Source organism: Comamonas aquatica NBRC 14918, from assembly GCF_000739875.1.
In the GTDB taxonomy this organism is placed as follows: Bacteria; Pseudomonadota; Gammaproteobacteria; order Burkholderiales; family Burkholderiaceae_C; genus Comamonas; species Comamonas aquatica.
The window spans coordinates 1-20,118 of record NZ_BBJR01000076.1; the positions used below are offsets into that span (position 1 = coordinate 1).

Consider the following 20,118-nt stretch of genomic DNA (forward strand, 5'->3'; position numbering starts at 1 on the left):
CGCCCCGGTGGTCAGCCTGGACCACATCGTCGACCAGGTGCGCCAGGCTTTTGCCTGGGTGGTGCGCAACATCGCCATCTATGGCGGCGATGCCCGCAACATCTGTGTCTGCGGCAGCTCGGCCGGCGGGCATCTGGTGGGCATGCTGCTGGCCCGTGGCTGGCAGGATGACTACGACCTGCCCGCCAGCGCGGTGCCGGCTGCGGCTTTTCCCTTGAGCGGGCTGTTCGACCTGCAGCCGCTGCTCCACACCCACATCAACGACTGGATGCGACTGGACGATGCCGCCGCCGTGCGCAACAGCCCGCGTTTTGCGCTGCCGGATGCGCGCACGTACGGCCACTGCCAGCTGCGCGTGGCCTGCGGCGAGTTTGAAAGCCGCGAATTCCACCGCCAGTCGCGCGAATACCTGGCCGCCTGGCGCGCGCGCTGCCTGCCCGGGCAGTGGGTGGAGGCGCCGGCCACCAACCATTTCGACCTGCCGCTGCAGCTGGCCGACCCGGAATCCATCGTTCAGCAGACCGCGCTGCAGCTGATGGGGCTACTGGACCGACCAGCCCTACCGCTGGCACGTCAACGATGGCCACGAGGTGTTCGTCGTGCTCGACGGCGTGGTGCACATGCACACGCGCCAGCACGGGCAAGAACAGGTCCACCGCCTGCAGGTGGGCGACATCTTTTACGCCGCCCCTGGCGACGAGCACGTGGCCCACCCCCAGGGGGCGGCGCGCGTGCTGGTCGTGGAACGCGAGGGCAGTGTTTGAATGCACCAGGAGCCCCCATGGAACTGATTGGCTGGGACGACTTCACGCGGGTCGAGCTGCGCGTCGGGCGCATCGTGGCGGCCGAGGTCTTTGCGCAGGCGCGCAAGCCCGCCTACCTGCTGCAGGTGGACTTTGGCCCCGAGATCGGCATCCGCAAGTCCAGCGCCCAGATCACCCACCACTACACCCCCCAGGGCCTGATCGGCAAACAGGTCGTGGCCGTGGTGAACTTTCCCAAAAAGCAGATTGGCCCCGTCATGTCGGAATGCCTGGTCACGGGCTTTCACGACGCCGACGGCGGCGTGGTGCTGTGCGTGCCGGACCAGCCCGTGCCGCTGGGCACCAAGCTGCTGTAGCCCCCCCTTAGCGTATGGATGCGGTTTTTTTGTTGGAGCAGGCCCTCAACGGCCTGGGATACGGCCTGATGTTGTTCCTGCTGGCCGCCGGGCTGACCCTGGTGTTCGGCATCATGGACACGCTGAACCTGGCCCACGGCGCGCTGTTCATGGCCGGCGGCTATGTGTCGGCCACGGTGCACACGCACACGGGCTCGTTCCTGCTGGCGGTGGTGGTGGCCATGGCCGTCACCGTGGCGCTGGCGGCGCTGCTGGAGGCGGCCCTGGTGCGCCGCCTCTACGCGCGCGACCACCTGTCCCAGGTGCTGGCCACCTTTGGCGTGGTGCTGGTGGCCGATGACGTGGTCAAGTACCTCTGGGGGCCGTCGCCCATCATGGCCGATACGCCCAGCGCGCTGTCCGGCCCGGTGGAGCTGTTCGGCTTTCTGCACTATCCGGCCTACCGCCTGCTGATCCTGGGCGCCGGCCTGGGTGCGGCGCTGGCCCTGTACCTGCTGGTCAACCACACCCGACTGGGCATGTGGGTGCGGGCTGGGGCCTCCAACCGCGCCATGGCCGAGTGGATGGGCGTGCGCGTGCGCCGGGTGTTTGCCCTGGTGTTTGCCATCGGCGCGGCCCTGGCCGCCCTGGCCGGTGCGCTGGTGGCGCCCATCACCGCCGTGCAGGTGGGCATGGGCGAGAGCATTTTGATCCCCGCTCTGGTGGTCATCGTGATCGGCGGCATCGGCTCGGTGCGCGGCGCGCTGGTCGCCAGCCTGCTGGTCGGCCTAGTCGATACCGCCGGCCGCGCCTTGCTGCCGCCGCTGCTGCGCGAAGTGCTGTCGCCCAGCCTGGCGGCCGACGTGGGCCCCGCCGTGGCCAGCATTGCCATGTACCTGCTGATGGCCGGGGTGCTGGTGTTCAAGCCCTCTGGCCTTTTCCCTGCGCGCGCATGAATTCCGTGTCCGATTCTTCCCAGGCCTTGGCCAACACATCCGTGCCACCCCCGCTGGCTGCCTCCCTCCATCCCCGCTGGGCCGGCCCGGCCGTGCTGGCCGCCCTGGTGCTGCTGCTGGCGGTCTTTCCGTGGCTGGCCCCGCTGTGGGGACTGGACTATTACGTGGACCTGGTGCGCCGCATGCTCACCGTCAGCATCGCCGCACTCAGCCTCAACTTCCTGATCGGCCGTGCCGGGCTGGTGGCCCTGGGCCATGCCGGCTTCGTCGGCGTCGGTGCCTATGCCGTGGTGGCTATGGTGGAGGGCGGCTTTGCCAACGCCTGGCTGATCTGGCTGGTGGCTGCGCTGGCGGGCACAGCCGTGTCCGGCCTGATCGGCCTGGTCGCACTGCGCACCCGCGGCGTGTACTTTCTGATGATCACCCTGGCGTTTGCGCAAATGCTGTACTACCTGGCCGTGTCACTGCGCGCCTATGGCGGGGACGATGGCTACACGCTCTACACCCCGCTGGTGCTGCTGCGCCAGGCCGATGGCGACGTGCTGGCACAAGGAAATTGGCTGTTTGTCGTGGTTCTGCTTGCGCTGACAGCTATCTTTTTGTGGCTGTCACGCATGGAGCGCTCGTACTTCGGCCGCGCGCTGGAAGGTATCCGCGACAACGAAACCCGCATGCAGGCCCTGGGCTACCCCACCTTCCGCCTCAAGCTGCTGGCCTTTGCCCTGGCCGGGGGCGTGGCCAGCCTGGCCGGTGCGCTGCTGGCCACGCAGAACGGCTTTGTCAGCCCCTCGCTGATGCACTGGACCCAGTCGGCCCTGCTGATCGTGATGGTGGTGGTGGGTGGCATCGGCCTGCGCTGGGGCGCACCGCTGGGCGTGGTGCTGTGGGGCGCGCTGGAAGAAGTGCTCAAGCACAGCACCGACTACTGGCACGCCCCCATGGGTGTGCTGCTGATTGCCGTGGTGTTCTTGGCGCCCAAGGGGCTGGCGGCTTTCTTTGCCAAAAAAAATAGCACCCAGCGCAAGGAGGGCGCGGCATGAGCCTGCTTTCCATTCAAAACCTGGTCAAGCGCTTTGGCGCCTTGACCGCCACCGACCATGTCAGCCTGGCGGTCGAGCGCGGCCAGATCCACGCGCTGATCGGACCCAATGGCGCTGGCAAATCCACGCTGGTGCATTTGATCTCCGGCCTGCTGCCGGCCGACGGCGGCAGCCTGACGCTGGACGGCACGGAGCTGATCCACCTGGCCCCGCACCAGCGCGTGGCCGCCGGCCTGGCGCGCTGCTTTCAGATCACCAGCATCTTCCCCCAGCTGACGGTGGCCGAGAACCTGCTGTTGGCCGTGCAGGCCCAGGGCCGCAACAGCTTTCGCAGCTTCCATGTGCGCGATGACGACCCCGCGCTGCTGCAGCAGGCCTGGGCCCTGGCCCAGCGCGTGCAACTGCAGGCGCGCTGGAACGATGTGGTCGGCACCTTGCCCCATGGCGCCCAGCGCAAGCTGGACGTGGCCCTGGCGATTGCGGCCCAGCCCAAATTGCTGCTGCTGGACGAACCCATGGCCGGCATGGGGCCGGTGGAATCCAGCGAGATGGTGGCGCTGATCCAGCAGTTGCGCGCCAGCTCGCCCGACATGGCCATCCTGCTGATCGAGCACGACATGGACGCCGTGTTCCAGCTGGCCGACTGCATCACCGTGCTGGTCTATGGCAAGGTGTTAGCCCAGGGCAGCGCAGCCCAGATCCAGGCCGACCCGCGCGTGCAGGCCGTGTACCTGGGCCAGGAAGACGAGGTCGACGCCAGCATTCCAGAACCCCAGGAGGGCGCAGCATGAGCGATACCACCACCCCCTTGCTCGAAGTGCGCGGCATCGAGGCCGGCTACGGTGCCAGCCAGGTGTTGTTTGGCGTGAGCTTGACGATTGAACCGCACCAGGTCGTCAGCCTCATGGGCCGCAACGGCATGGGCAAATCCACCACCATCAAGTGCATCACCGGCGCGCTGCCCGTGCGCAAAGGGCAGATCCTGTTCGAGGGGCGTGACATCACCAACCTGCCCGCCGATGTGATTGCGCGGCTGGGCATCGCCATCGTGCCGGAAGGGCGGCAGTGCTTTCCCAACCTGACGGTGCGCGAGCACCTGGTGGCCTTTGCGTGCCCGCCTGCCCAGCCTCAAAAAGGAGAACTGGTTGCGCAGGCTGCACCTTGGAATTTGCCCAAAATCTATGAACTTTTCCCGCGCCTCAAGGAGCGCGAGCACCATATGGGCAACCAGCTTTCGGGTGGCGAGCAGCAGATGCTGGCGATTGGGCGGGCTTTGTCGACGAATCCGAAGTTGTTGATTTTGGATGAGGCTACAGAAGGCTTGGCGCCTGTGATTCGGGAGGAGATTTGGACGTGCCTGGCACAGCTCAAGACGGAGGGGCAAGCCATTTTGGTGGTGGACAAGTATGTGAACCGCCTTTTGGAGATTGCTGGTCTGCATTGCGTGTTGGGTCGCGGTCAAGCGGTTTGGCAGGGCAACTCCGTGCGGATGCTCGCAGAAAAATCCACCATGTCCGAGCATCTGGGATTTTGAAAGAATCACCGTCTTTGCTTTGACAGCAAATCGTCAATTGCTACGAAAATAAATAGCTTATGAAGGTACAGAAAACCGCCATCATCATCGCCGGAGGCTCCGGCATGGGCGCAGCCACCGCCCGCAAATTTGCTGCCGATGGCTACCACGTCGGCATTCTGTCGTCCTCCGGCAAGGGTGAGGCACTGGCCCAGGAACTGGGCGGCGTCGGTGTGACCGGCACCAACCAAAGCCAGGCCGATATCCAGCAACTGGTCGATCAGGTGATGGACCGCTGGGGCCGGGTGGATGTACTGGTCAACTCTGCAGGCAAAGGACCGCGTGCGCCGGTGCTGGAATTGACCGATGCCGACTGGCACGCAGGCATCGATGCCTATTTGCTGAACGTGGTGCGCGCGGCGCGCTGTGTGACGCCCATCATGGTCAAGCAGGGAGGCGGGGCCATCATCAATATCTCTACGGCCTGGACGTTTGAGCCGGTGGATTTGTTCCCCACCTCCGCCGTGGCGCGCGCGGGGCTGGCCAGTTTCACCAAGCTGTTTGTGGATGAATACGCCCGCCACGGGGTGCGCATGAACAATGTGCTGCCCGGCTGGATCAACAGCCTGCCCGAAAAAGACGAGCGCCGCGCGGCCGTGCCCATGCAGCGCTATGGCACGGTGGAAGAGATTGCGGGGACGATTGCCTTTCTGGCCAGCGATGCGGGGGCTTATATCAACGGCCAGAACATCCGCGTGGATGGCGGGCTGATGCGTTCGGTGTAAACGCCGCGGCAGTGAAGGATGCCCGTGGCCTGTGCAGGGCCACGGGGCGTGCTCCGTACCGTACACAGGCTAGGCCCGGTCCTGCGGTGCGAGCATGCAGGGCAAGCAGCTTGTGGCTCCCGCACATTAGGCAACTGTGCCGTTGGCCTGGGGCCGTCGGCGGTCAGGGCTCAGCCCCGTCGGGCTGTGGTTGCGCACCGGACCAGCTTTCACAGTGTTTTAGCCATCTAGCCCAGTCCCATCAAGCGCAACCAGCTATATTTTTAGAGGGTCCAAGCGCTGCCCGGCGACGTAGGGGCCTGCGACCCGGCGGCGGTATCAGGCGTAGACGTGGTCAAAGAACTGGCGCTCCAGCTGCACGGCGCGCTGGAAGTAGTGGGTGGCTTCGGCCCGGGTCTCGGGGTCCAGCGTGGGGCCCACGCGGTCCAGCTCAGCACGCAGCCAGGCGACAAAACCACGGAAGAAGTCGTTGGCGTGCAGGGTGATCCATTCCGCATGCTCAAAGCGCGCGGGCAGGGGCAGGTGTTTTTTGGCGGGCTGGTCGGCCCAGTCCAGGTACAGCCCCTCGGCCACGGCAAGCACGGCGATGCAGTTGGCGTAGTTCAGGCTTTGCGCGGCCTCGTGCATCAGTTGCTGGAACGCCTGGGTGGGCGTGGTCAGCACGGGCTGCAGGCGGTCGGCCTGTGGCACGCCCAGTACGTCGAAGCTGCGCAGGAAATAGGTGTTCTCGTCGCTGGTGATCATGGCCGCGAACTGCGACAGGGTCACGCGGGGGGCAAACACGTCGGCACTGGCAATGGCCGCGCCCAGCAGGGCGACAAAGCGGTTGATGAACTGGTAGTCCTGCACCAGATAGCGGCGCAGCACGTCGTCGCTGAGGCTGCCATCAAAGATTTCGTCCACAAAACGGTGCTGGATGCAGGCGTTCCAGTCCTCCCAGCACGACTGGCGCAGCTGTTCGGCAAAACCCAGGCTGGCGTCGGTGGCGGTGAGGGGGACAACGGGGGCGGTGGACATGGGCGGGCTCCTGGGTGTTCCGGTTCAAAGCAAGGGGGTATTGTGACCCGCGGTCACGGCCTTGCCGCCCACCGCGCGGGGTGCGCCAGGTGCGAGCAATGTTGATGGCGGAGTGTGGAAAGCGGGCAGGGCGTCGGTGGCATGGGGCAAGCCGCTCACGGTGAGGCGATCAGACTGAATGGTGATCATGCGGGACCATGCCGCCAGCCGTGCGGTGGCGTGCTGCAGCTCAGCCAGAGCGGTGTGGGCATCTGCCGCCCACACCGTCACTCCGCCGGGATCTGGAAGGCCGCAAAGTGGTTGGCCAGGTGCATGGCGTGGGCCTGCTCGTACTCGGCATGCGTGAGTGCGCCATAGGCAAAGTGCGGCTGCAGCGGCCCGCGCCACTGCAGAAACTGCCCGCAGGCCGTCAGCAGGCGCAAGCTGGCAGCGGTCAGCGGGGTGCCGGCCGCCAGGGCCGGGCTGCCGGGGATGGGTGCCGTCAGGTCGTGTCGCATCTGGCCGCGCCAGGCAAACAGCTGGAACGCGGGGCGTCCCGCCAGCCGCTGGAACAGCGCGGATGGCTGCGTGGGGTAGCCGGTCATGGAGTATTCGACGCTTTGCGCCAGGTGCTCCAGGGTCTGGGCCCAGCCCCAGGCGGTCTGGGATTGCAGGGCCGGCGCGGCCCCCAGGCGGCGCATTTCCTCCAGCGCGGCGGGCAGGCTGGACAGGCGCAGATCGCGCAGCTGTGGGCCGCAGCCCAGCAAAGGCACGGTGCCCAGTGCGGCACCGCTGGCCAGAAAAGCTCGGCGGGAATGGGGCATGGCGGTGTGGACTCCCTCTTGTCTATATAGATAGCCAGCCTGCTTTTATGCCCAGCGCGCCCGTTTTTGCCCAGAGGGCATGTGCTAGGGCCGGGCCACCGCGCAATCGTTGGGGTGCGCGACCGATGGCCTGCGGTGCTGCCGTTGCCGGGAATGTGGCGGGTGCTGCAGCGCAGTGCCTGGGCCGTAGTGCGGCGCGCGGTCGTGCGCCGGAGGGTTGCGTGCCGTGTGCCTGGTGCTCAGCCCGCAGGCGGTGGGTTGTGGGGGCGCTGGGCCACGAGGTCGGCCAGCAGGTGCAGCTGTTCGCGCTGCAGCGCAATCAGCTCGGTCCACTGGTTTTTCTGCAGCTGGTCAATCTTGTCGTGCAGCATCATGATTTCCAGCTCGGCCTTGAGGTTGACCTCGTAGTCATGCTCGCTGCGCACGCGGTCCTTGTCGGCCTGGCGGTTTTGCGACATCAGGATGATGGGCGCCTGGATGGCCGCCAGCATGGACAGCACCAGATTCAGCAGGATGTAGGGGTAGGGGTCGAAGGTGTGGCCCTGCCAGGCCAGCAGCACGGCATTCATGCTGACCCAGACCAGCATGGTCAGTCCGAACAGCAGCACAAACGTCCATGAACCGCCAAAGCCGGCGACGGCATCGGCCGCGCGCTGCCCCAGCGTGCCCTGACCGCGTTCCAGCTCCTGGCCAAGGTTGCGCGAGATGTGGCGGCGGTGGGTGATGTGCTCGGCCACCTTGCGCGCGCGTTCATCCAGCGCGTCCAGCGCCGCGGGGTGCAGGGTGGGAGAGGCTGGGTCTGGGTGGTGCATGGCGGCTCCTCACATCAAAGACGCAATCGCACCCAGTATGGCCGCACCGGGCGCGGCGCGAAAGCCGTTGGCCTCCGTGTTCACTTCTGTATACAGGCAGTGGCTTGGGCGATTGCACGGGGCAGGAGATGCCAGGCGCTGCTGTGGCACGGAATGGCTGCGCTGGTCTTGCATACAGCTCCCGGGTGGTCGATCAATCCTCGTCCATCAAATGCGCCGCCTGGTTGTGGATGACGGATTCCGCCCGGAAGTAGCCCAGCACCGTGGCCACGCTCTGGTGGCCGGTCAAGGCCATGGTTTCGGCCAGGGGCACGTTGCGCTTGCCGGCTTCCGTCACAAAGCCAGACCGCAGGGAGTGCGCGGAAAAATCGCCTTCAATCCCGGCCAGCGCACAGCGCTCCTTGACGATGGCGCGCACGGCGGCAGCCTGCAAGGGCTCTCCCAGGTGGCCACCCTTGCGGATGCGCCGAAAGATGGCACCTTCGCGGATGCCGCTGGCGGCCAGCCAGGCGGCCAGGGCTTGGCCAGCGGCCCCCAGCACGGGCTTGCTGTTGTCGGGCAGGTCGGCACCACTCTGGTTGGTTTTGGAAAACGCCAGTTCATACAGGTATTGACCAGGGCCAATGCACTTGAGGTACTGCATGTCGGCATTGCTGACCTCGGAGCGGCGACGGCCACCGCTGCTCCAGGCAAACAGCAGCAGGGCACGGTCGCGCAGACCGCGCAGGCTGTCGTCGCAGGTGACCAGCAATTGCTGCAGCACGTCCTTGGTGATGGCGTCTTTTTTCTGCGCGCGTTCGCCACGCTTGGCGTAGGCCTTGCGCGTGCGCGAAAGCAGTTCGCGCACTTTCTCATCGTGGCAAGGGTTGGGCAGCCCCCGGTTCTGGTGCGCCTTCGACATGACCGCCACGCGGTGCACCAGGGTGTTGTGGCTGGGGGCCCCCAGCTTGGCCTTGCAGCCCGATTGCACCAGGGCCGCATCGATGGAGGAAGGCAGCTCGCAGCGCAGGCCATAGGGCGTGCTGCGCTGGGCATGGTCGGCAATGAACAGCAGCACGGTGTCGACTGGTAGGGGCAGGGCAATCGCCTGACCCAGCCGGAACTGGTGCCAGCCGGCCCAGTAGCGCATGGCGCTCTGGTAACTGCGCACCGTGTTCTCGGCTTCTCCCTCGCGCAGCAGCTCTCGCAGTGCGTGCAGGGTGCTGTCGCTGAGTTGGACAACGGCAGAGGCGGGCTGTGCCAAGGAAAGTGCGCGGAAGTCGGTCATTTGTTGTATTTCTTCTGTTGCATGTATTAAATAATATGTATTACATGTGTTGTTGTATAATAATATTCAACAACTCACGATAACAATCTCTTATCGATGGTAATCTAACTTCTATGCAACCCACAGCACCCAAAACGCCGCGCGGCATCCAGGAAGCCGATGTATGGGCCGCAGCCGACGCGCTGCTGGCCGAAGGCCACAAGCCCACCATCGAAAAAGTGCGCCTGCACATGGGGCGGGGCTCGCCCAACACCGTGGCGCCGATGTTGGAGGCTTGGTTCAGCACCCTCGGCGCGCGGCTGGGGCTGAACCAGCACACCCAGGATTTGCGCAACAGCGTGCCCACCGAGGTGCTGGAAGCCGCGCAAGGGTTGTGGTCGGCCGCGCTGCTGCACGCACAGCAAGCGGCTGACCTGTCCCTGGCGGACCGTGAGGCGGAACTGCAGCAGAGCCAGGCCCAGCTGCAAGCGCAAGAAGCCCGTTTGGCACAGCGGGAAGAGGGGTTGCAGCAGCAAAAGGAGGCGATGGATGTCGCTATGAAGCTGGCCCATGCACAACGCGAAGACCTGTCGCGCCGATTGGACGAGATGCAGCAACAGTTGCAAGAGCGCCATGCCCTGGTCGAAAGACTGCGCCAGGAAAATGCCGATCAGCGCAAGCACCAGGAAGCGTTGCGGGAGCAACATGCCCAGGAACTGCAAGTGGCCAGCCAGGAGCGCCAACGCCTGGCGGAACAGTTCGCTGGCAATGAACGCCGCATGCTGGCCGACCTGGACCGCAGCCGCCAGGAGGTGGAGAAAAGCAAGAAAGCCCAGCAAGAAGCCGAACGCAAGGCCGAATACCGTTACGAAGAGCTGCAGGCGCGTTACCGGCACAGTGAGGAAGAACTGCTGAGCGCCCGCGCTGCGAATGTGCAACTGCAGCAATCGACTGCGGCGGCGCAGGAACGGGTGCAAGAACTCAAGGCACTGCTGGAAATGCACGCCACGCAACCGGCCTCCGCCACTGCAGTTAACTCACAAGCAGACAAACAGCGCACCAACAATCGCTCACTGCAACGCCGCGCCTTGTCACAACGCGCACTGCGCTTGCCGCGCAAGTGAACTGAAGCCCAGTGACTCGATGAAGGTGTTTTCCCGTGCCGACGCCGCAATCTATGTCAAGGCTTGCGGCGCGCACTGCACAAAAGTCTTTTCCTGTTGTGCTGAAGCTGGCCAGGCAATTGATACGGTTGAGCAACCTCAGCAGATTGCCGGTTGCAAACTTTAGGCGTTCTTATCCATACCCAGGGACTGGTACATAGCCTTGAACCTCGAAGCAAGCTTCATGCGGGAATCTGGGTCATAGCGGCGCGGGAGCCTACGCCGCTCGTTCAAATACAATGGGGTTTTATGTATCTTTACAACAGCATAAAAGCCCACTTTTGCCGGAACCGAGGCCAGACACTCGCACTTGTCGCCGTGTAAAGGTTGCCGGTATAACCTGTCCCCATGATTGAAGAAAAGATCTTCTGGGGCATCGTGATCGGAGGCGCAGTGCTGATCGCGTGGGTCACGTGGCCCAAGAAAAGCGCCAACGTGCTGCGATTCAAGAAGGTGCCGAAGCGCAAGCAAGAGCGCAGCCACCTCGACACAATTTACAACCCCAAGCAGTACCGACGCCCGAGGCGCTGACGCGCAACAGCCGTGTTTATCAGCGACGAGCTGGCGGTGTGCCTAGTCGAATGGCATGCACCGCGAACCTAGCCAGTGAAAGCGCGACCGCTACGACGCGGCAGTGTTTGACCTGGTTGAAACGGGAAGCGACAGCCAGGCGCGCAGGTGGCCGGGTGAGCACATCAAAGGGAAGGCGCGCGAGATCGGGCGAACTGCTGGCGACAGGCCCCAAACGAGGCATGCGCGCAAATGAATCACGCCCAGATTAGGCTTGCATCCATTTTTTGAGGAACACCAGGAAGGCAAAAAGCAGTAGCAAAAAAGCGAGCTTGCGGAAGTTCGAAGCCCAGGCTCGGCGGTACTTTTTGCGCTTGTGCTCAGCCACACCAATTCGAAAATCGGCGTTCTCGACATAGCCATCACGCTTGTTGTGCCGTTTTTTCCAGTAGTCGCGGGTATCAAGTGCCATGAGCACGATGTTACGACGTCAGAACTGCCAGCCCTTGCGGGTACCGACCACGGTGCCGGTCCATGTGGGCGTGGTGTCGACCGGGGGCCGGGGGTCTGGATACCAGTCGACATTGCCACCGGCCAGCAGGTTCTTGGGGGTGACGGTCATGATTTCACAGGTGCCGGGCTCTGGGGCCATGGGCTGTCCGGTGTCGTCGTAGCAGTTACACCTGGTGCTGGAGCGCACGCAGCCGGCCAGGGTGGGGCCCTTGGGCTTGGCCTCAGGGGCTGGGGCCGTGGTGGCAGCCTGGAGGTCTGCTGCAGGGGCTGCTGCCTGGGTTGGCTTGCTGGGGGCCTGGGCGACGGTCTCGGGCTTCTTGCCACCGGAGATGCGTTCCTGCAGGCGGCCGTAGACCGTGGGTCCAAGGTAGGCGACAGACAAAAGACCGATCAGGATGAACCAGACCAGGCCGGGGACCTTGCGGGGCTGCTTGGTGTGGGCGTCAGCACTACGGTACAGCTTGAACACCTTTTTGCTGTAGCGCCAGGGCTGCTTAGTCAGGCTCTTGGCGTAGAGCAGCTGGCGGCTGCAGTGGTCCCACTCGTAGACGATGCACAGGTGCGAGTTGGCCATGCGGCGCACATGCAGGTGGCGGCCGACCAGGCCGTGCACGTGGCGGTCAGTGTTGATGACGTTTTGCGTGATCAGGATGAAGTCCACGCCCATGTGGCGGTGGGTGTCCAGGGCCTGGATATCGTCAGGGACTTTGGAGCCGTTGGCCCGGGGCGGCCAGGCGCGCTGGAATTCGTCGAACACGATCACTGCACCAGGCTTGGCCCAGGTGTGCCAGTCGCGCAAGCCTTGGTTGTCTCCGGCGTCGATCAGCTCGTGTTCGATGAGCAGACCCTGGATGTTCGTGTAGATCACGCGGGGGTGCAGCGTGGTGACGCCGTCGTCATCGGTCACTGGCACATGGGTGCCGATCAGCGGCAGCAGCAGCTTGGTGATGGCGTACAGGGTCTTGCCTGCACCTGGGGTGCCTGTGATGACGGTGATCATCCGGGGTTCCTTCCAAGTATCTGCGTTGCACGCTGCACTTGCCACAGCAGCAGCTTGGTCGTGATGGCGCCGAGGATCATGCCCAGGCCTTGACCACCGCCTGCGTACAGGAACAGGTTGAGCATGTCCGCAGGCAGCGTGTTGATGCCATCGCGCACCATGTTCTTGACGGTATCGATCACGAGCTCAAAGCCGGTGATCGTGACGACGCTGAATCCGAGGGCGGCCAAGATGCGGCCGATCAGAGGCTGCATCATGGACAGGAGCCAGGTGCCGAGCTTCATGATTCAGCCCTCCCAGGCATGACGATGAACAGCGCGCCGAGGGCACAGAGAACCAGCAGGATGGGGCGTACGTAGGTGGCAACATAGTTGCAGGTCTGGGCCCAGTCGTAGACCTTGACAGACTTGCCTGCCAAGGTGGCGTATTTGTCCGCAGGACAGGAGCCACTGCCCCAGCTGTTCTCTATCGAGTACGAGACTTCAAACGTCGATTTCGGGATTTCTCCCTCGGGGGTGTCCAGCTCCGTGCAGGCCAGGGACTCGGGGTGCTTGTCGCAGAAGTCGCGATCTTCTTTGCCATCTTCCCGAGGCGTGTCGGTGGACGGCTCTGTTGTCGGATCCGTGCTGCCTGTAGGGCTCTCCGTGGGGCGGTTCACAGGCTTCACATCGACCTGCCAGGGAGCGCTGGGACTGGGTGCAGGCTCCACCTTCACGCCAGGCTGCACGAAGGGCTGGTTGGAAGGCGAGACGGGCTGACTGGGGTTGTAGCTGGGGTTCGGCACGGGGTTGCCCGTGGGGATGAACATCGGCTGATATTCGGGCAGCTCAACCGGCAAAGGCTCTGGAATGTGCCGGGGCACATCGGCAGGCATGGGGTGCTTAATGAGCTCCTCGATAGCCCCATCTTGGGTGACTGTTTTAGGTGGGGCACTTTGAACACAGCCTGCCGGAGTCGTGTACCAACCCACAGGACAGCTTGAAGCACGCCTACTGTATGACGTATTGATATTTGTATAAAACTTGCCGTTTACGTATACAGAAGCAAAACAATGTGTCTCAGTAGAAGAGTTAAGCGAAAAGGTATAACCCACTGGTCCAGCCGCATTGCGCGCAGCAACAGCAGCTGAACAGGCAGCAGCCTGTGTAGGGTAGTAAGAAGTCACATACCAGTCAGGAACCGAATATTCATAACCGGTAGATGGAGCAGCATCCGGGTTAGGGGTCGTCCACAGACCAGAGGCTTCGTCATAGACCAGGGAAGCAAGACCGAGCCAGCCAGCGACGGCGGCAGCGGTGCGAAGGTAGGGGTTCATCATGACCGCTGCTGCAGCCAGGCGGGGAGCGTTGGCTGCAAAACGCATCGTGGCGGGGATAGAGACTGCACGGCCACCGACATTCAGGGAAGCGTTGGTGGTGACGCTGCTACTCAGGAATGTGGCTCCGTTTGCAGCCTTGGTGCCTGTGAAAGCGCCACCAGCACCACCACCGGCAGACCATCCAGCTGGCGGGGTGGCCTGGGCATAGCCTGCATGAGCTACTTGAAGGCAACCCAGAGCAGCAGCAAGAGAAAGCCCGCATAGAACATTTCGAGCGAACTGAACATGTGGGCTCCTAGTCATGGTCCGGGTTCACAGAGAAGAGGTTAAGCAGCTGCTTGGAGCACCAGACAACGATCACCACCACCAGCATCAGGCCGAAGGCCGTGGAGAGGTCCTGCAGGCGTTCCTCGTCCGGTGGTGCTGGTTCGACCTGCACGACGACCGTGAGGGTCTCCGTGCTGGCCGTGGCGGTGTTCGTGTCTGCCATGGCTTAGCGCCAGCCCAGCTTGGATGCCAGCTTCAGCAGACCCCAGACGGCGACCATGGCACCGATCACCAGGCTAACAGCGGCCAGCATGTCGGTCTTGGCGGAATCGACAGCAGTGCCAACGGCTTCAGGCAGTGCAGCATGGGCAGTGCCAACGGTGGCGAGTACGAAGGCCGGAATGGCGGCCAGGCGGGCTTTGATTGCTTTGGACATAGGTCCTCCTTTCAACACTGCGGGATTGCAGCCGGTAGCCCTGCACGCAAGGCTACGAGCTGAAATCAGGCAGTCTTCACAGCGGTGCCTGGTGCACGCACAGGCTGGGGGTCGTTGGGGACGACGGAGATGGAGGCGATCTCTTGGACGCGCTTGCCCCAGCGCATGACGTCCTGCATTTCGAGGTCGCAGTAGGCGGGCAGGTTGATGCCGTCCAGCTTGCGCAGGACAGCGGGTTCGCACTGGTATTCCGAGCCCATCATTCCGCGGGCACCATCGCCAGCCATGGGGAGGGCGGTGTGCAGCTTGCCGATGGAGTAGGGCTTGCCAGTGGCTTTGGCGACGCCTTCCGAGATTTGGAGACCGATTACGTATGCTTTCATGGCCTTAGCTCCTTGGATAAGGGTTTTGCGAGAGACGACCCCGCGATGAATCCGCCCTGGCTGGCCTTTTCCAGTCGTCTTGGAATGCCGGGGCGGGAAATGACTTCCATGAGCTCGTCGGAATCAACGTGGACACGCAGAACGTTGACCAGCTTTCCGTAGGCTTCACGGCAGTGGCTGACCATGCGTTCGACGGTCAGCTCACCTTCTTTTTGGTGGGTTTTGATGCGCTCACCAGCAACGGGCAGGAGCTGCTGGAGGCATTCGTAGGCCCCGACGAAGTACTCATCGCAGCGGGTGAGGACGTCCAGGGGGATGTCGCGGTCTTTGCGGCGCAACTCGACCTCAAAACGGGTCCACTTGTCGCCGGAGCCAGGCAGGAGCTGGAGGCCTTTTTCGTAGGCGCGGAGCATCTTTCCGTTCTCACGGCGCCCGATTTCCAGGGTGCGGCCGTAGTAAGGGGTTTCGGAGAGCCAGTCGCCTGGGGTTGAGTGCCGGGGAGGGGCTCCGGTGCCAGCGGTGAACAGGCCTTCGTGCAGCCAGTTGCGGGCATCGTCGACGGTGAATTCGCCCTGCAGGCAGTCGACAGCCAGGTCGACGCGGGTGATGGTGCAGTCCCAGGCGCCGAACAGGAAGTCCTGCATGCCTTGCCAGTTGGTGATACGGCTGCAGGCGGAACCGGAGAGGTCCAGGCGGGCACGGCCGCGCATGCGTTCACCGCCCCAGTCGATCAGGCCGACCTGGTGGCGCGCACCATCATCCAGCAGGACATACAGGCGAGCACCGTGCTGGAAGCCGAAATGGCCGTTGCCATCTTCGGCGTGGACCTTGAGGCCGTGGCCGCGCAGCAGTTCGACCACCGTGGCAAGGATGTGTTCGTCGGGTTCAGGCAGCCAGGTGAAGGTGAGCCAGTCGACTTTTGCACCGCCGATGGCGGGACGGGGAGTTTCCCCCAGTGTTACAGCACTGGGGGAAGCCGAGGCGTGCTGTGCGCGGTGAGAGCGGGTCATGCGTACACCATCAAAGACATGTCGAACACAGGCGCAGGCTTGGAGGCCTCGACCACAGCAAAGACGGGTGCATGGTCTGCATGCACGGTCACAGTGCGGCCCAACTTGCGCAGGGCGTCGACGTATGCGTGAAAGGCTTCACCGTTGGAGAAGCTCTTGGAGGATTGGCCTTTGCCGAACATGCCCATGGGGCCGTCGACAACGTAAATGCCAGGAGTGCCAGTCATGGGTTGGGCTCTCCTATGTCACGTCCCTCAGCCGTGCGGCGCTCCGCTTGCCCAGCTGCGTGCCGCGCCATCTGCGAGCCCTTAGCCACGATCGTGGCGACCAGGGCGCGGGCTTGTTGGGCGGGGGTGGGCTTGCGCTTGAACTTCGGCAGGGGCTTTTGTTCCTGCAGGAACTTGGCGATGGACAGCCACTGGTCGCGGTTGCGCTGGTTGCGCATGAAGGGGGAGTCAGTCATAAAAAGACTTCCACAATGTCCACAGAACACGAGAACCAAAGCCCAAAGCGGCGCCGAGACAAACTGCTAGAAGAACGAGTTCAACTAAGGAAAGGTCTGTCATGCGACAACCCCTTTAAGCATCCAATAGAACGCGGCAAGGCCGGATACGTAGCCCAAGAGGGAGGCAAACCCAAAGTCTTTGAGAACGAGCAGGACACGCAAAATGAAGCGCAGCCGAGCAGACTTACGTGGGGTGCGTGGGTTGCGGCTGTAGGTCATGCGCCCACCTCTGAGCGAATCTGTGCCCAGTTCTTGCGTGCACGATCAATAAGCATTCGAGCCTCAGCTTCAGCGTGAGGGTCACCACAAACAAGGGCGCGGCGAATGCCGTTTAGCGAGTAGCCCTTAGTGAGAAATTGCCAGAGCGTGTCTGACTCAGGAACATCGACGGGCAATGTGGTGCCCCCCACCTGGTCAACCTGGGCGGGAGCTGCCAGGCTAGCGCCCAGGTCTTGGTGACCAGGCGGGGAACTTGAATCGGTGCGGGGGTTAAAAGACATGCTGGCAGCTCCTTTGGGTTCATGGAGCCGCCCTGCTTCTGGCGGTAGGACGGGCTGTTGATCACTGCACGCTGTCCGGGTGGCTCCGTGAGAAAATTGCTGCAAGTCGTTGTTAGGAAATGGCTTACAGCACTGCCGAATGTAAAGAGAAAGGATTACTCAATGTCGTTGGTAATAACCCTTATTGAAAAGGCAGCCAAAAACCTTGGGAGCCAAGCCGCACTCGCTCGGGAGCTTGGTGTGCATCGAGCACAGATCACAAATTGGAAGAACGGAAACGACAAGTGCCAACCAGCAGACCTAGCTGCAATCGGCTATTTTGCTGGCTATAACGCTCTGAATATCCTAGCTGCAGCAACCATCAAGGAGACCGAAGGCACAGCGAAAGGTAAGGTGTTGGAGGCAGCGTTGGGAAAAGAGATTCCGGGCCTGCTTTGCTTAAACGCAAGTGGTTCGACGACCCAAAACTATGGGAATAGCCGAGATATACAATGTATATTATGTTAAATCGCTTTTGCGTGCGTTTAAGCGCCGTTGCAGCGGTTGCTTCGCACCTCTCTTTAGCCCACTGCGCATGGCCTGATCTGACCAGCTTTGCGCATGTTCCGAGCACCTAGACCCGCGCAACTTCCGCACCTTCATTCGCTGCTGGACAACATCGGGCGCAACGATGCTGATCTGGCTAAATTCCTGGACATTTCGCCCCGAACTTTGGGCAGCTACCGCAGCAAAGGCCAAGCGCCGCGTGTGGTTATGTTGGCCCTGTTTTGGGAGTCCACATGGGGCCAATCGGCTGCAAACTGCGATGCCGTGAACTGGGGAAGGCTCCAGTTTCAGGAAAACGCGATGCTCAAACGCCAGATTGCGAAGCTGCAACGCCAAATCCTTGAGCTTGAAAAGGCAGTGGCCGAGGTGGACAAGGCAGCCAATAGCCCGATCTTTGACGTTCGCTAGTCCCTGTACTGTTCGCTGAAAGCCCGCTGAGCACGAATAAATGCATTCGCACATTCAACCGTTGCATCCCGGCGGCATTCATGCGAAGGCTGGTAGAACCGCTCCCAGGCTGCATTACGCCTTTTGACGCGCTCTGCATGCTCCCGGTCCAGGCGATCTTTCAATTCCTGGCGGGCAATGGCGCGCTGCATCTCTAAATCACGCTCTAGTGCCAACTGTTTGCGGCGCTCTTCGGCCTGGTCCGTGGACTGGGACTGCACCTGCAAAGACTGCTGAATCGGCGCCGTCATTGCCTTAGGAACGTCATTCATGAGCCTCAGCATGCTCTGATTCAACTGATGCAGCGCGTACCAGCGATAAGCAAGCATGGCTGCAACAACAAGTGCAACGAAAACGGCAAGGTACGTGAGCTTTTTCAAAAGCACTTCAGGCACATGGTCAGTCTGAGGCAGCGGCCGCTGAGATTGCCGACGCACAGGCGCACGAACCTCATCAATGATTTTGAAACGCCTAGATGGTTGCCCAGGTCCACCAGAACCACCCGGGAATGGCTTTCTGTAAGGGCCCTCACCCTCGTTTCCGCGCTTCCAGTCTTGCCAATAGTCGCGGTCCTGAATACCCATGGTCTCCCCTCCTCTACGCCGCGATCATAGGGAGTAAAGACCAAAAACCGTTTATCAGGGCGACGAGCGGACGGCATGCTTTGACTGGGTGAAGGCCACGCGGCACGCGCCCGGCCTTATCGAACGCAGGACCGTGCACATAGGCTCTGATCACATCAAGCTAATTGGGATCGTCGCGTCACCGCGCCGACGTTTGACATGGGGCAAGCCCCATACCCCTCAGAGGCTTTTTTTTAGAGTCCGCCAGTCTTGACGAGCTGGGCAGTTTTTGCAGCGGCAGTCAGTGGGTGCGGGTAGTCATCCGCAGCAGCAGGTGCAACCGGGCCGGGCGCGCCTGCACCAGTCGTGACCTTGGCATTTGCCCCATCAGAGATCACGATCGGGCGCGATTCCGTGCCGACATTGCTGATGGGGGCATCACACGTGACAGGCCGGGTTTTGCCATCCCAGGTGACCAGGGCCATGCACTCTGCAACAGGCTTGAACTCATAGCCCGCTTTCTCCAGATCGGCCGAGGTGGTATCGAAGAAAACGCGCTGGCCAAGAGCAACTGACACCCGGTACACGGTGCCTTTACTGGGCATGTGCATCCAGCCGACGAGGTGCATGGATTTGCCCTCCAGGGGCTCTATCTTGTCCTTTGCCGGGGGCTGCTCGGGCACAGTCTGCGCCTGAGGCTGCACCGGCATGGCCTGGGCCTGGGAGACTGGAGGGGTGTTTGCGCGGGTGACCGGGGAGCCATCCGGATTTATGTCCACCAAGGTTTGACCTGGTGGTGTATTTGCAAGGGCATTTTGGAAACGCTGGACATGCTCCGGGGGCTTGGGCTTTGGCTTGAAGTTCATCCAAACGGCCCAGATAACGACCAGCACCGAAAACAGCATGAACCATTTGCGGAACTTCTGGAGCTTGGTGTAGGTGGTCGACAAGTCACGCGCACCGGATTCCACGACTGTTGCGCCCTGGGTGTGGCTTTTGTAGAGCGGGAAATACTGGGGCATGTATTTGCGCTCATTGACCTGCACCTCACCGCCCCGGTAGCCGGCCAGGACCTTGCGGATGTACTCATCGGGCTTGCCCAAGAAATGCGCCTTGTGCACCTTGATGTGAAACTGCGCGAGGCCGGCAATCTCCTCCTCCAAAGAGCGCATGCGCTGAGTCATCAGCAGCACATCAGCACCAAAGTGCCGATGCAGCTTAAACCACTCAATCACATCGTCGGGCGTGAACAGCTTTTTGCGAAGCTTTTCTCGGGGGAATGAGACGTGGCACTCATCGATGATGTACAGCGGGCCGATATTGTCTTTGCCGCGCCAGTCGTCATAGAAGTCCCAGACATGGCCGAAAAGGCGAGTGCCCTTTGGCGCAGCAATCGCCGGGCGCCCGAGGTGTTCGAACGTCTCAAATTCCGTGGGGACTATGCCGAGATTTTGAACCTCCTCCGGTGCTTCAAACTCTCCGAGGACAAAGCAGTTTTCGTTGCGGTTTGCGGCCTCCGCATCCCAGCGGCCGAGCACTGGCAACGGGGCTTTGCGAATGTCCAAAAGGTCACGGTAACGGGCATCCAGCTTGGCAAATGCCTCGACATTGAGGGGCAGGTTTGTGACGACCTTGCGACCGTTTTTGAGTGCTGGCAGCACGTGGTAGACCACGGCCTCTGAATCG

27 protein-coding genes and 2 pseudogenes are annotated in these 20,118 nt (G+C 62.4%); 12 read left to right on the forward strand and 17 right to left on the reverse strand.

Features of this window, described 5'->3' with window-relative positions; genetic code table 11:
- Positions 1-61: 61 nt before the first annotated feature.
- From CA2_RS18655 to CA2_RS15930, 8 genes and pseudogenes are all read left to right on the forward strand, one after another.
- Positions 62-109: pseudogene (locus CA2_RS18655) on the forward strand (hypothetical protein); the annotation flags it as partial.
- Between the two features lie 433 nt (positions 110-542).
- Positions 543-764, forward strand: a pseudogene (locus CA2_RS18660) (cupin domain-containing protein); the annotation flags it as partial.
- 17 nt (positions 765-781) lie between these two features.
- Entirely contained in the window at positions 782-1,120 is a 339-nt protein-coding gene (locus CA2_RS15905; RefSeq protein ID WP_042419651.1) for a tRNA-binding protein, read from the forward strand.
- 14 nt (positions 1,121-1,134) lie between these two features.
- Positions 1,135-2,055 (forward strand): branched-chain amino acid ABC transporter permease, encoded by a 921-nt coding sequence (locus CA2_RS15910; RefSeq protein ID WP_042419654.1) that lies wholly within the window; start codon positions 1,135-1,137, stop codon positions 2,053-2,055.
- 5 nt (positions 2,056-2,060) lie between these two features.
- Entirely contained in the window at positions 2,061-3,095 is a 1,035-nt protein-coding gene (locus CA2_RS15915; protein WP_245620983.1) for a branched-chain amino acid ABC transporter permease, read from the forward strand.
- A complete protein-coding gene (locus CA2_RS15920) occupies positions 3,092-3,886 on the forward strand; it encodes an ABC transporter ATP-binding protein (protein WP_042419658.1) in 795 nt (264 codons plus the stop codon). The genes CA2_RS15915 and CA2_RS15920 overlap by 4 nt, the downstream gene beginning before the upstream one ends.
- Positions 3,887-3,903: 17 nt before the next feature.
- Positions 3,904-4,629: an ABC transporter ATP-binding protein gene (locus tag CA2_RS15925; protein WP_042419706.1), complete on the forward strand. Its 726-nt coding sequence runs from the start codon at positions 3,904-3,906 to the stop codon at positions 4,627-4,629.
- 59 nt (positions 4,630-4,688) lie between these two features.
- On the forward strand, positions 4,689-5,393 hold the full coding sequence (locus CA2_RS15930; protein WP_042419661.1) for an SDR family oxidoreductase: 705 nt from the start codon (positions 4,689-4,691) through the stop codon (positions 5,391-5,393).
- A gap of 318 nt (positions 5,394-5,711) precedes the next feature.
- Here the strand turns inward: CA2_RS15930 and CA2_RS15935 are convergent, their stop codons facing one another.
- From CA2_RS15935 to CA2_RS15955, 4 genes are all read right to left on the reverse strand, one after another.
- Positions 5,712-6,410 (reverse strand): TenA family protein, encoded by a 699-nt coding sequence (locus CA2_RS15935; protein WP_174435627.1) that lies wholly within the window; start codon positions 6,408-6,410, stop codon positions 5,712-5,714.
- Between the two features lie 266 nt (positions 6,411-6,676).
- Positions 6,677-7,213 carry a DUF1569 domain-containing protein gene (locus CA2_RS15945; protein WP_042419667.1) on the reverse strand — a complete coding sequence of 179 codons (537 nt, stop codon included), beginning with the start codon at positions 7,211-7,213 and terminating at the stop codon, positions 6,677-6,679.
- Positions 7,214-7,452: 239 nt separating this feature from the next.
- On the reverse strand, positions 7,453-8,025 hold the full coding sequence (locus CA2_RS15950) for a DUF1003 domain-containing protein (protein WP_042419670.1): 573 nt from the start codon (positions 8,023-8,025) through the stop codon (positions 7,453-7,455).
- 193 nt (positions 8,026-8,218) lie between these two features.
- The gene (locus CA2_RS15955; RefSeq protein WP_052369976.1) at positions 8,219-9,292 is read right to left on the reverse strand and encodes a site-specific integrase; all 1,074 of its coding nucleotides are present in this window, start codon (positions 9,290-9,292) and stop codon (positions 8,219-8,221) included.
- A gap of 113 nt (positions 9,293-9,405) precedes the next feature.
- Here CA2_RS15955 and CA2_RS15960 point away from each other — a divergent pair, with 113 nt between their 5' ends.
- Together CA2_RS15960 and CA2_RS15965 are read left to right on the forward strand one after the other, a co-directional pair.
- Positions 9,406-10,395 (forward strand): DNA-binding protein, encoded by a 990-nt coding sequence (locus tag CA2_RS15960; RefSeq protein ID WP_042419673.1) that lies wholly within the window; start codon positions 9,406-9,408, stop codon positions 10,393-10,395.
- 387 nt (positions 10,396-10,782) lie between these two features.
- On the forward strand, positions 10,783-10,965 hold the full coding sequence (locus CA2_RS15965) for a hypothetical protein (RefSeq protein WP_042419676.1): 183 nt from the start codon (positions 10,783-10,785) through the stop codon (positions 10,963-10,965).
- Between the two features lie 247 nt (positions 10,966-11,212).
- Here the strand turns inward: CA2_RS15965 and CA2_RS15970 are convergent, their stop codons facing one another.
- From CA2_RS15970 to CA2_RS18315, 11 genes are all read right to left on the reverse strand, one after another.
- The gene (locus CA2_RS15970) at positions 11,213-11,416 is read right to left on the reverse strand and encodes a hypothetical protein (RefSeq protein WP_042419679.1); all 204 of its coding nucleotides are present in this window, start codon (positions 11,414-11,416) and stop codon (positions 11,213-11,215) included.
- Positions 11,417-11,434: 18 nt separating this feature from the next.
- Entirely contained in the window at positions 11,435-12,457 is a 1,023-nt protein-coding gene (locus CA2_RS17305) for a zonular occludens toxin domain-containing protein (protein WP_052369977.1), read from the reverse strand.
- Positions 12,454-12,741 (reverse strand): DUF2523 domain-containing protein, encoded by a 288-nt coding sequence (locus CA2_RS15980; protein ID WP_052369978.1) that lies wholly within the window; start codon positions 12,739-12,741, stop codon positions 12,454-12,456. The genes CA2_RS17305 and CA2_RS15980 overlap by 4 nt, the downstream gene beginning before the upstream one ends.
- On the reverse strand, positions 12,738-13,820 hold the full coding sequence (locus CA2_RS18125) for an IgG-binding virulence factor TspB family protein (protein ID WP_169741488.1): 1,083 nt from the start codon (positions 13,818-13,820) through the stop codon (positions 12,738-12,740). Before CA2_RS18125 ends, CA2_RS15980 begins: the two co-directional genes overlap by 4 nt.
- A gap of 250 nt (positions 13,821-14,070) precedes the next feature.
- Complete coding sequence (locus CA2_RS15990; RefSeq protein ID WP_042419686.1) at positions 14,071-14,265, reverse strand: hypothetical protein; 195 nt, start codon at positions 14,263-14,265, stop codon at positions 14,071-14,073.
- A gap of 3 nt (positions 14,266-14,268) precedes the next feature.
- Positions 14,269-14,478, reverse strand: coding sequence for a major capsid protein (locus CA2_RS15995; RefSeq protein WP_042419688.1), 210 nt, complete (start codon positions 14,476-14,478; stop codon positions 14,269-14,271).
- A gap of 65 nt (positions 14,479-14,543) precedes the next feature.
- The gene (locus CA2_RS16000) at positions 14,544-14,861 is read right to left on the reverse strand and encodes a hypothetical protein (RefSeq protein ID WP_042419689.1); all 318 of its coding nucleotides are present in this window, start codon (positions 14,859-14,861) and stop codon (positions 14,544-14,546) included.
- Positions 14,858-15,871 carry a replication initiation factor domain-containing protein gene (locus tag CA2_RS16005; protein WP_081889046.1) on the reverse strand — a complete coding sequence of 338 codons (1,014 nt, stop codon included), beginning with the start codon at positions 15,869-15,871 and terminating at the stop codon, positions 14,858-14,860. Before CA2_RS16005 ends, CA2_RS16000 begins: the two co-directional genes overlap by 4 nt.
- Positions 15,868-16,098, reverse strand: a complete 231-nt coding sequence (locus CA2_RS16010) for a hypothetical protein (protein WP_156106136.1) — start codon at positions 16,096-16,098, stop codon at positions 15,868-15,870. Before CA2_RS16010 ends, CA2_RS16005 begins: the two co-directional genes overlap by 4 nt.
- A complete protein-coding gene (locus CA2_RS16015; protein ID WP_156106138.1) occupies positions 16,095-16,334 on the reverse strand; it encodes a hypothetical protein in 240 nt (79 codons plus the stop codon). The genes CA2_RS16010 and CA2_RS16015 overlap by 4 nt, the downstream gene beginning before the upstream one ends.
- Before the next feature lie 99 nt (positions 16,335-16,433).
- Positions 16,434-16,595 (reverse strand): hypothetical protein, encoded by a 162-nt coding sequence (locus CA2_RS18315; protein WP_169741489.1) that lies wholly within the window; start codon positions 16,593-16,595, stop codon positions 16,434-16,436.
- Between the two features lie 338 nt (positions 16,596-16,933).
- On the opposite strand from CA2_RS18315, the gene CA2_RS17770 reads away from it, so the two are divergent.
- Positions 16,934-17,383, forward strand: a complete 450-nt coding sequence (locus CA2_RS17770; RefSeq protein WP_156106140.1) for a YdaS family helix-turn-helix protein — start codon at positions 16,934-16,936, stop codon at positions 17,381-17,383.
- A 93-nt stretch (positions 17,384-17,476) separates the two neighbouring features.
- Entirely contained in the window at positions 17,477-17,830 is a 354-nt protein-coding gene (locus CA2_RS16020; protein WP_042419697.1) for a hypothetical protein, read from the forward strand.
- Here CA2_RS16020 and CA2_RS18130 read toward each other — a convergent pair.
- Together CA2_RS18130 and CA2_RS16030 are read right to left on the reverse strand one after the other, a co-directional pair.
- Entirely contained in the window at positions 17,827-18,453 is a 627-nt protein-coding gene (locus CA2_RS18130) for a hypothetical protein (protein ID WP_156106142.1), read from the reverse strand. The two genes, CA2_RS16020 and CA2_RS18130, sit on opposite strands and share 4 nt — an antisense overlap.
- A gap of 233 nt (positions 18,454-18,686) precedes the next feature.
- The coding region (locus CA2_RS16030) for a zonular occludens toxin domain-containing protein (protein WP_217997646.1) at positions 18,687-20,118 on the reverse strand (1,432 nt) is incomplete at its 5' end.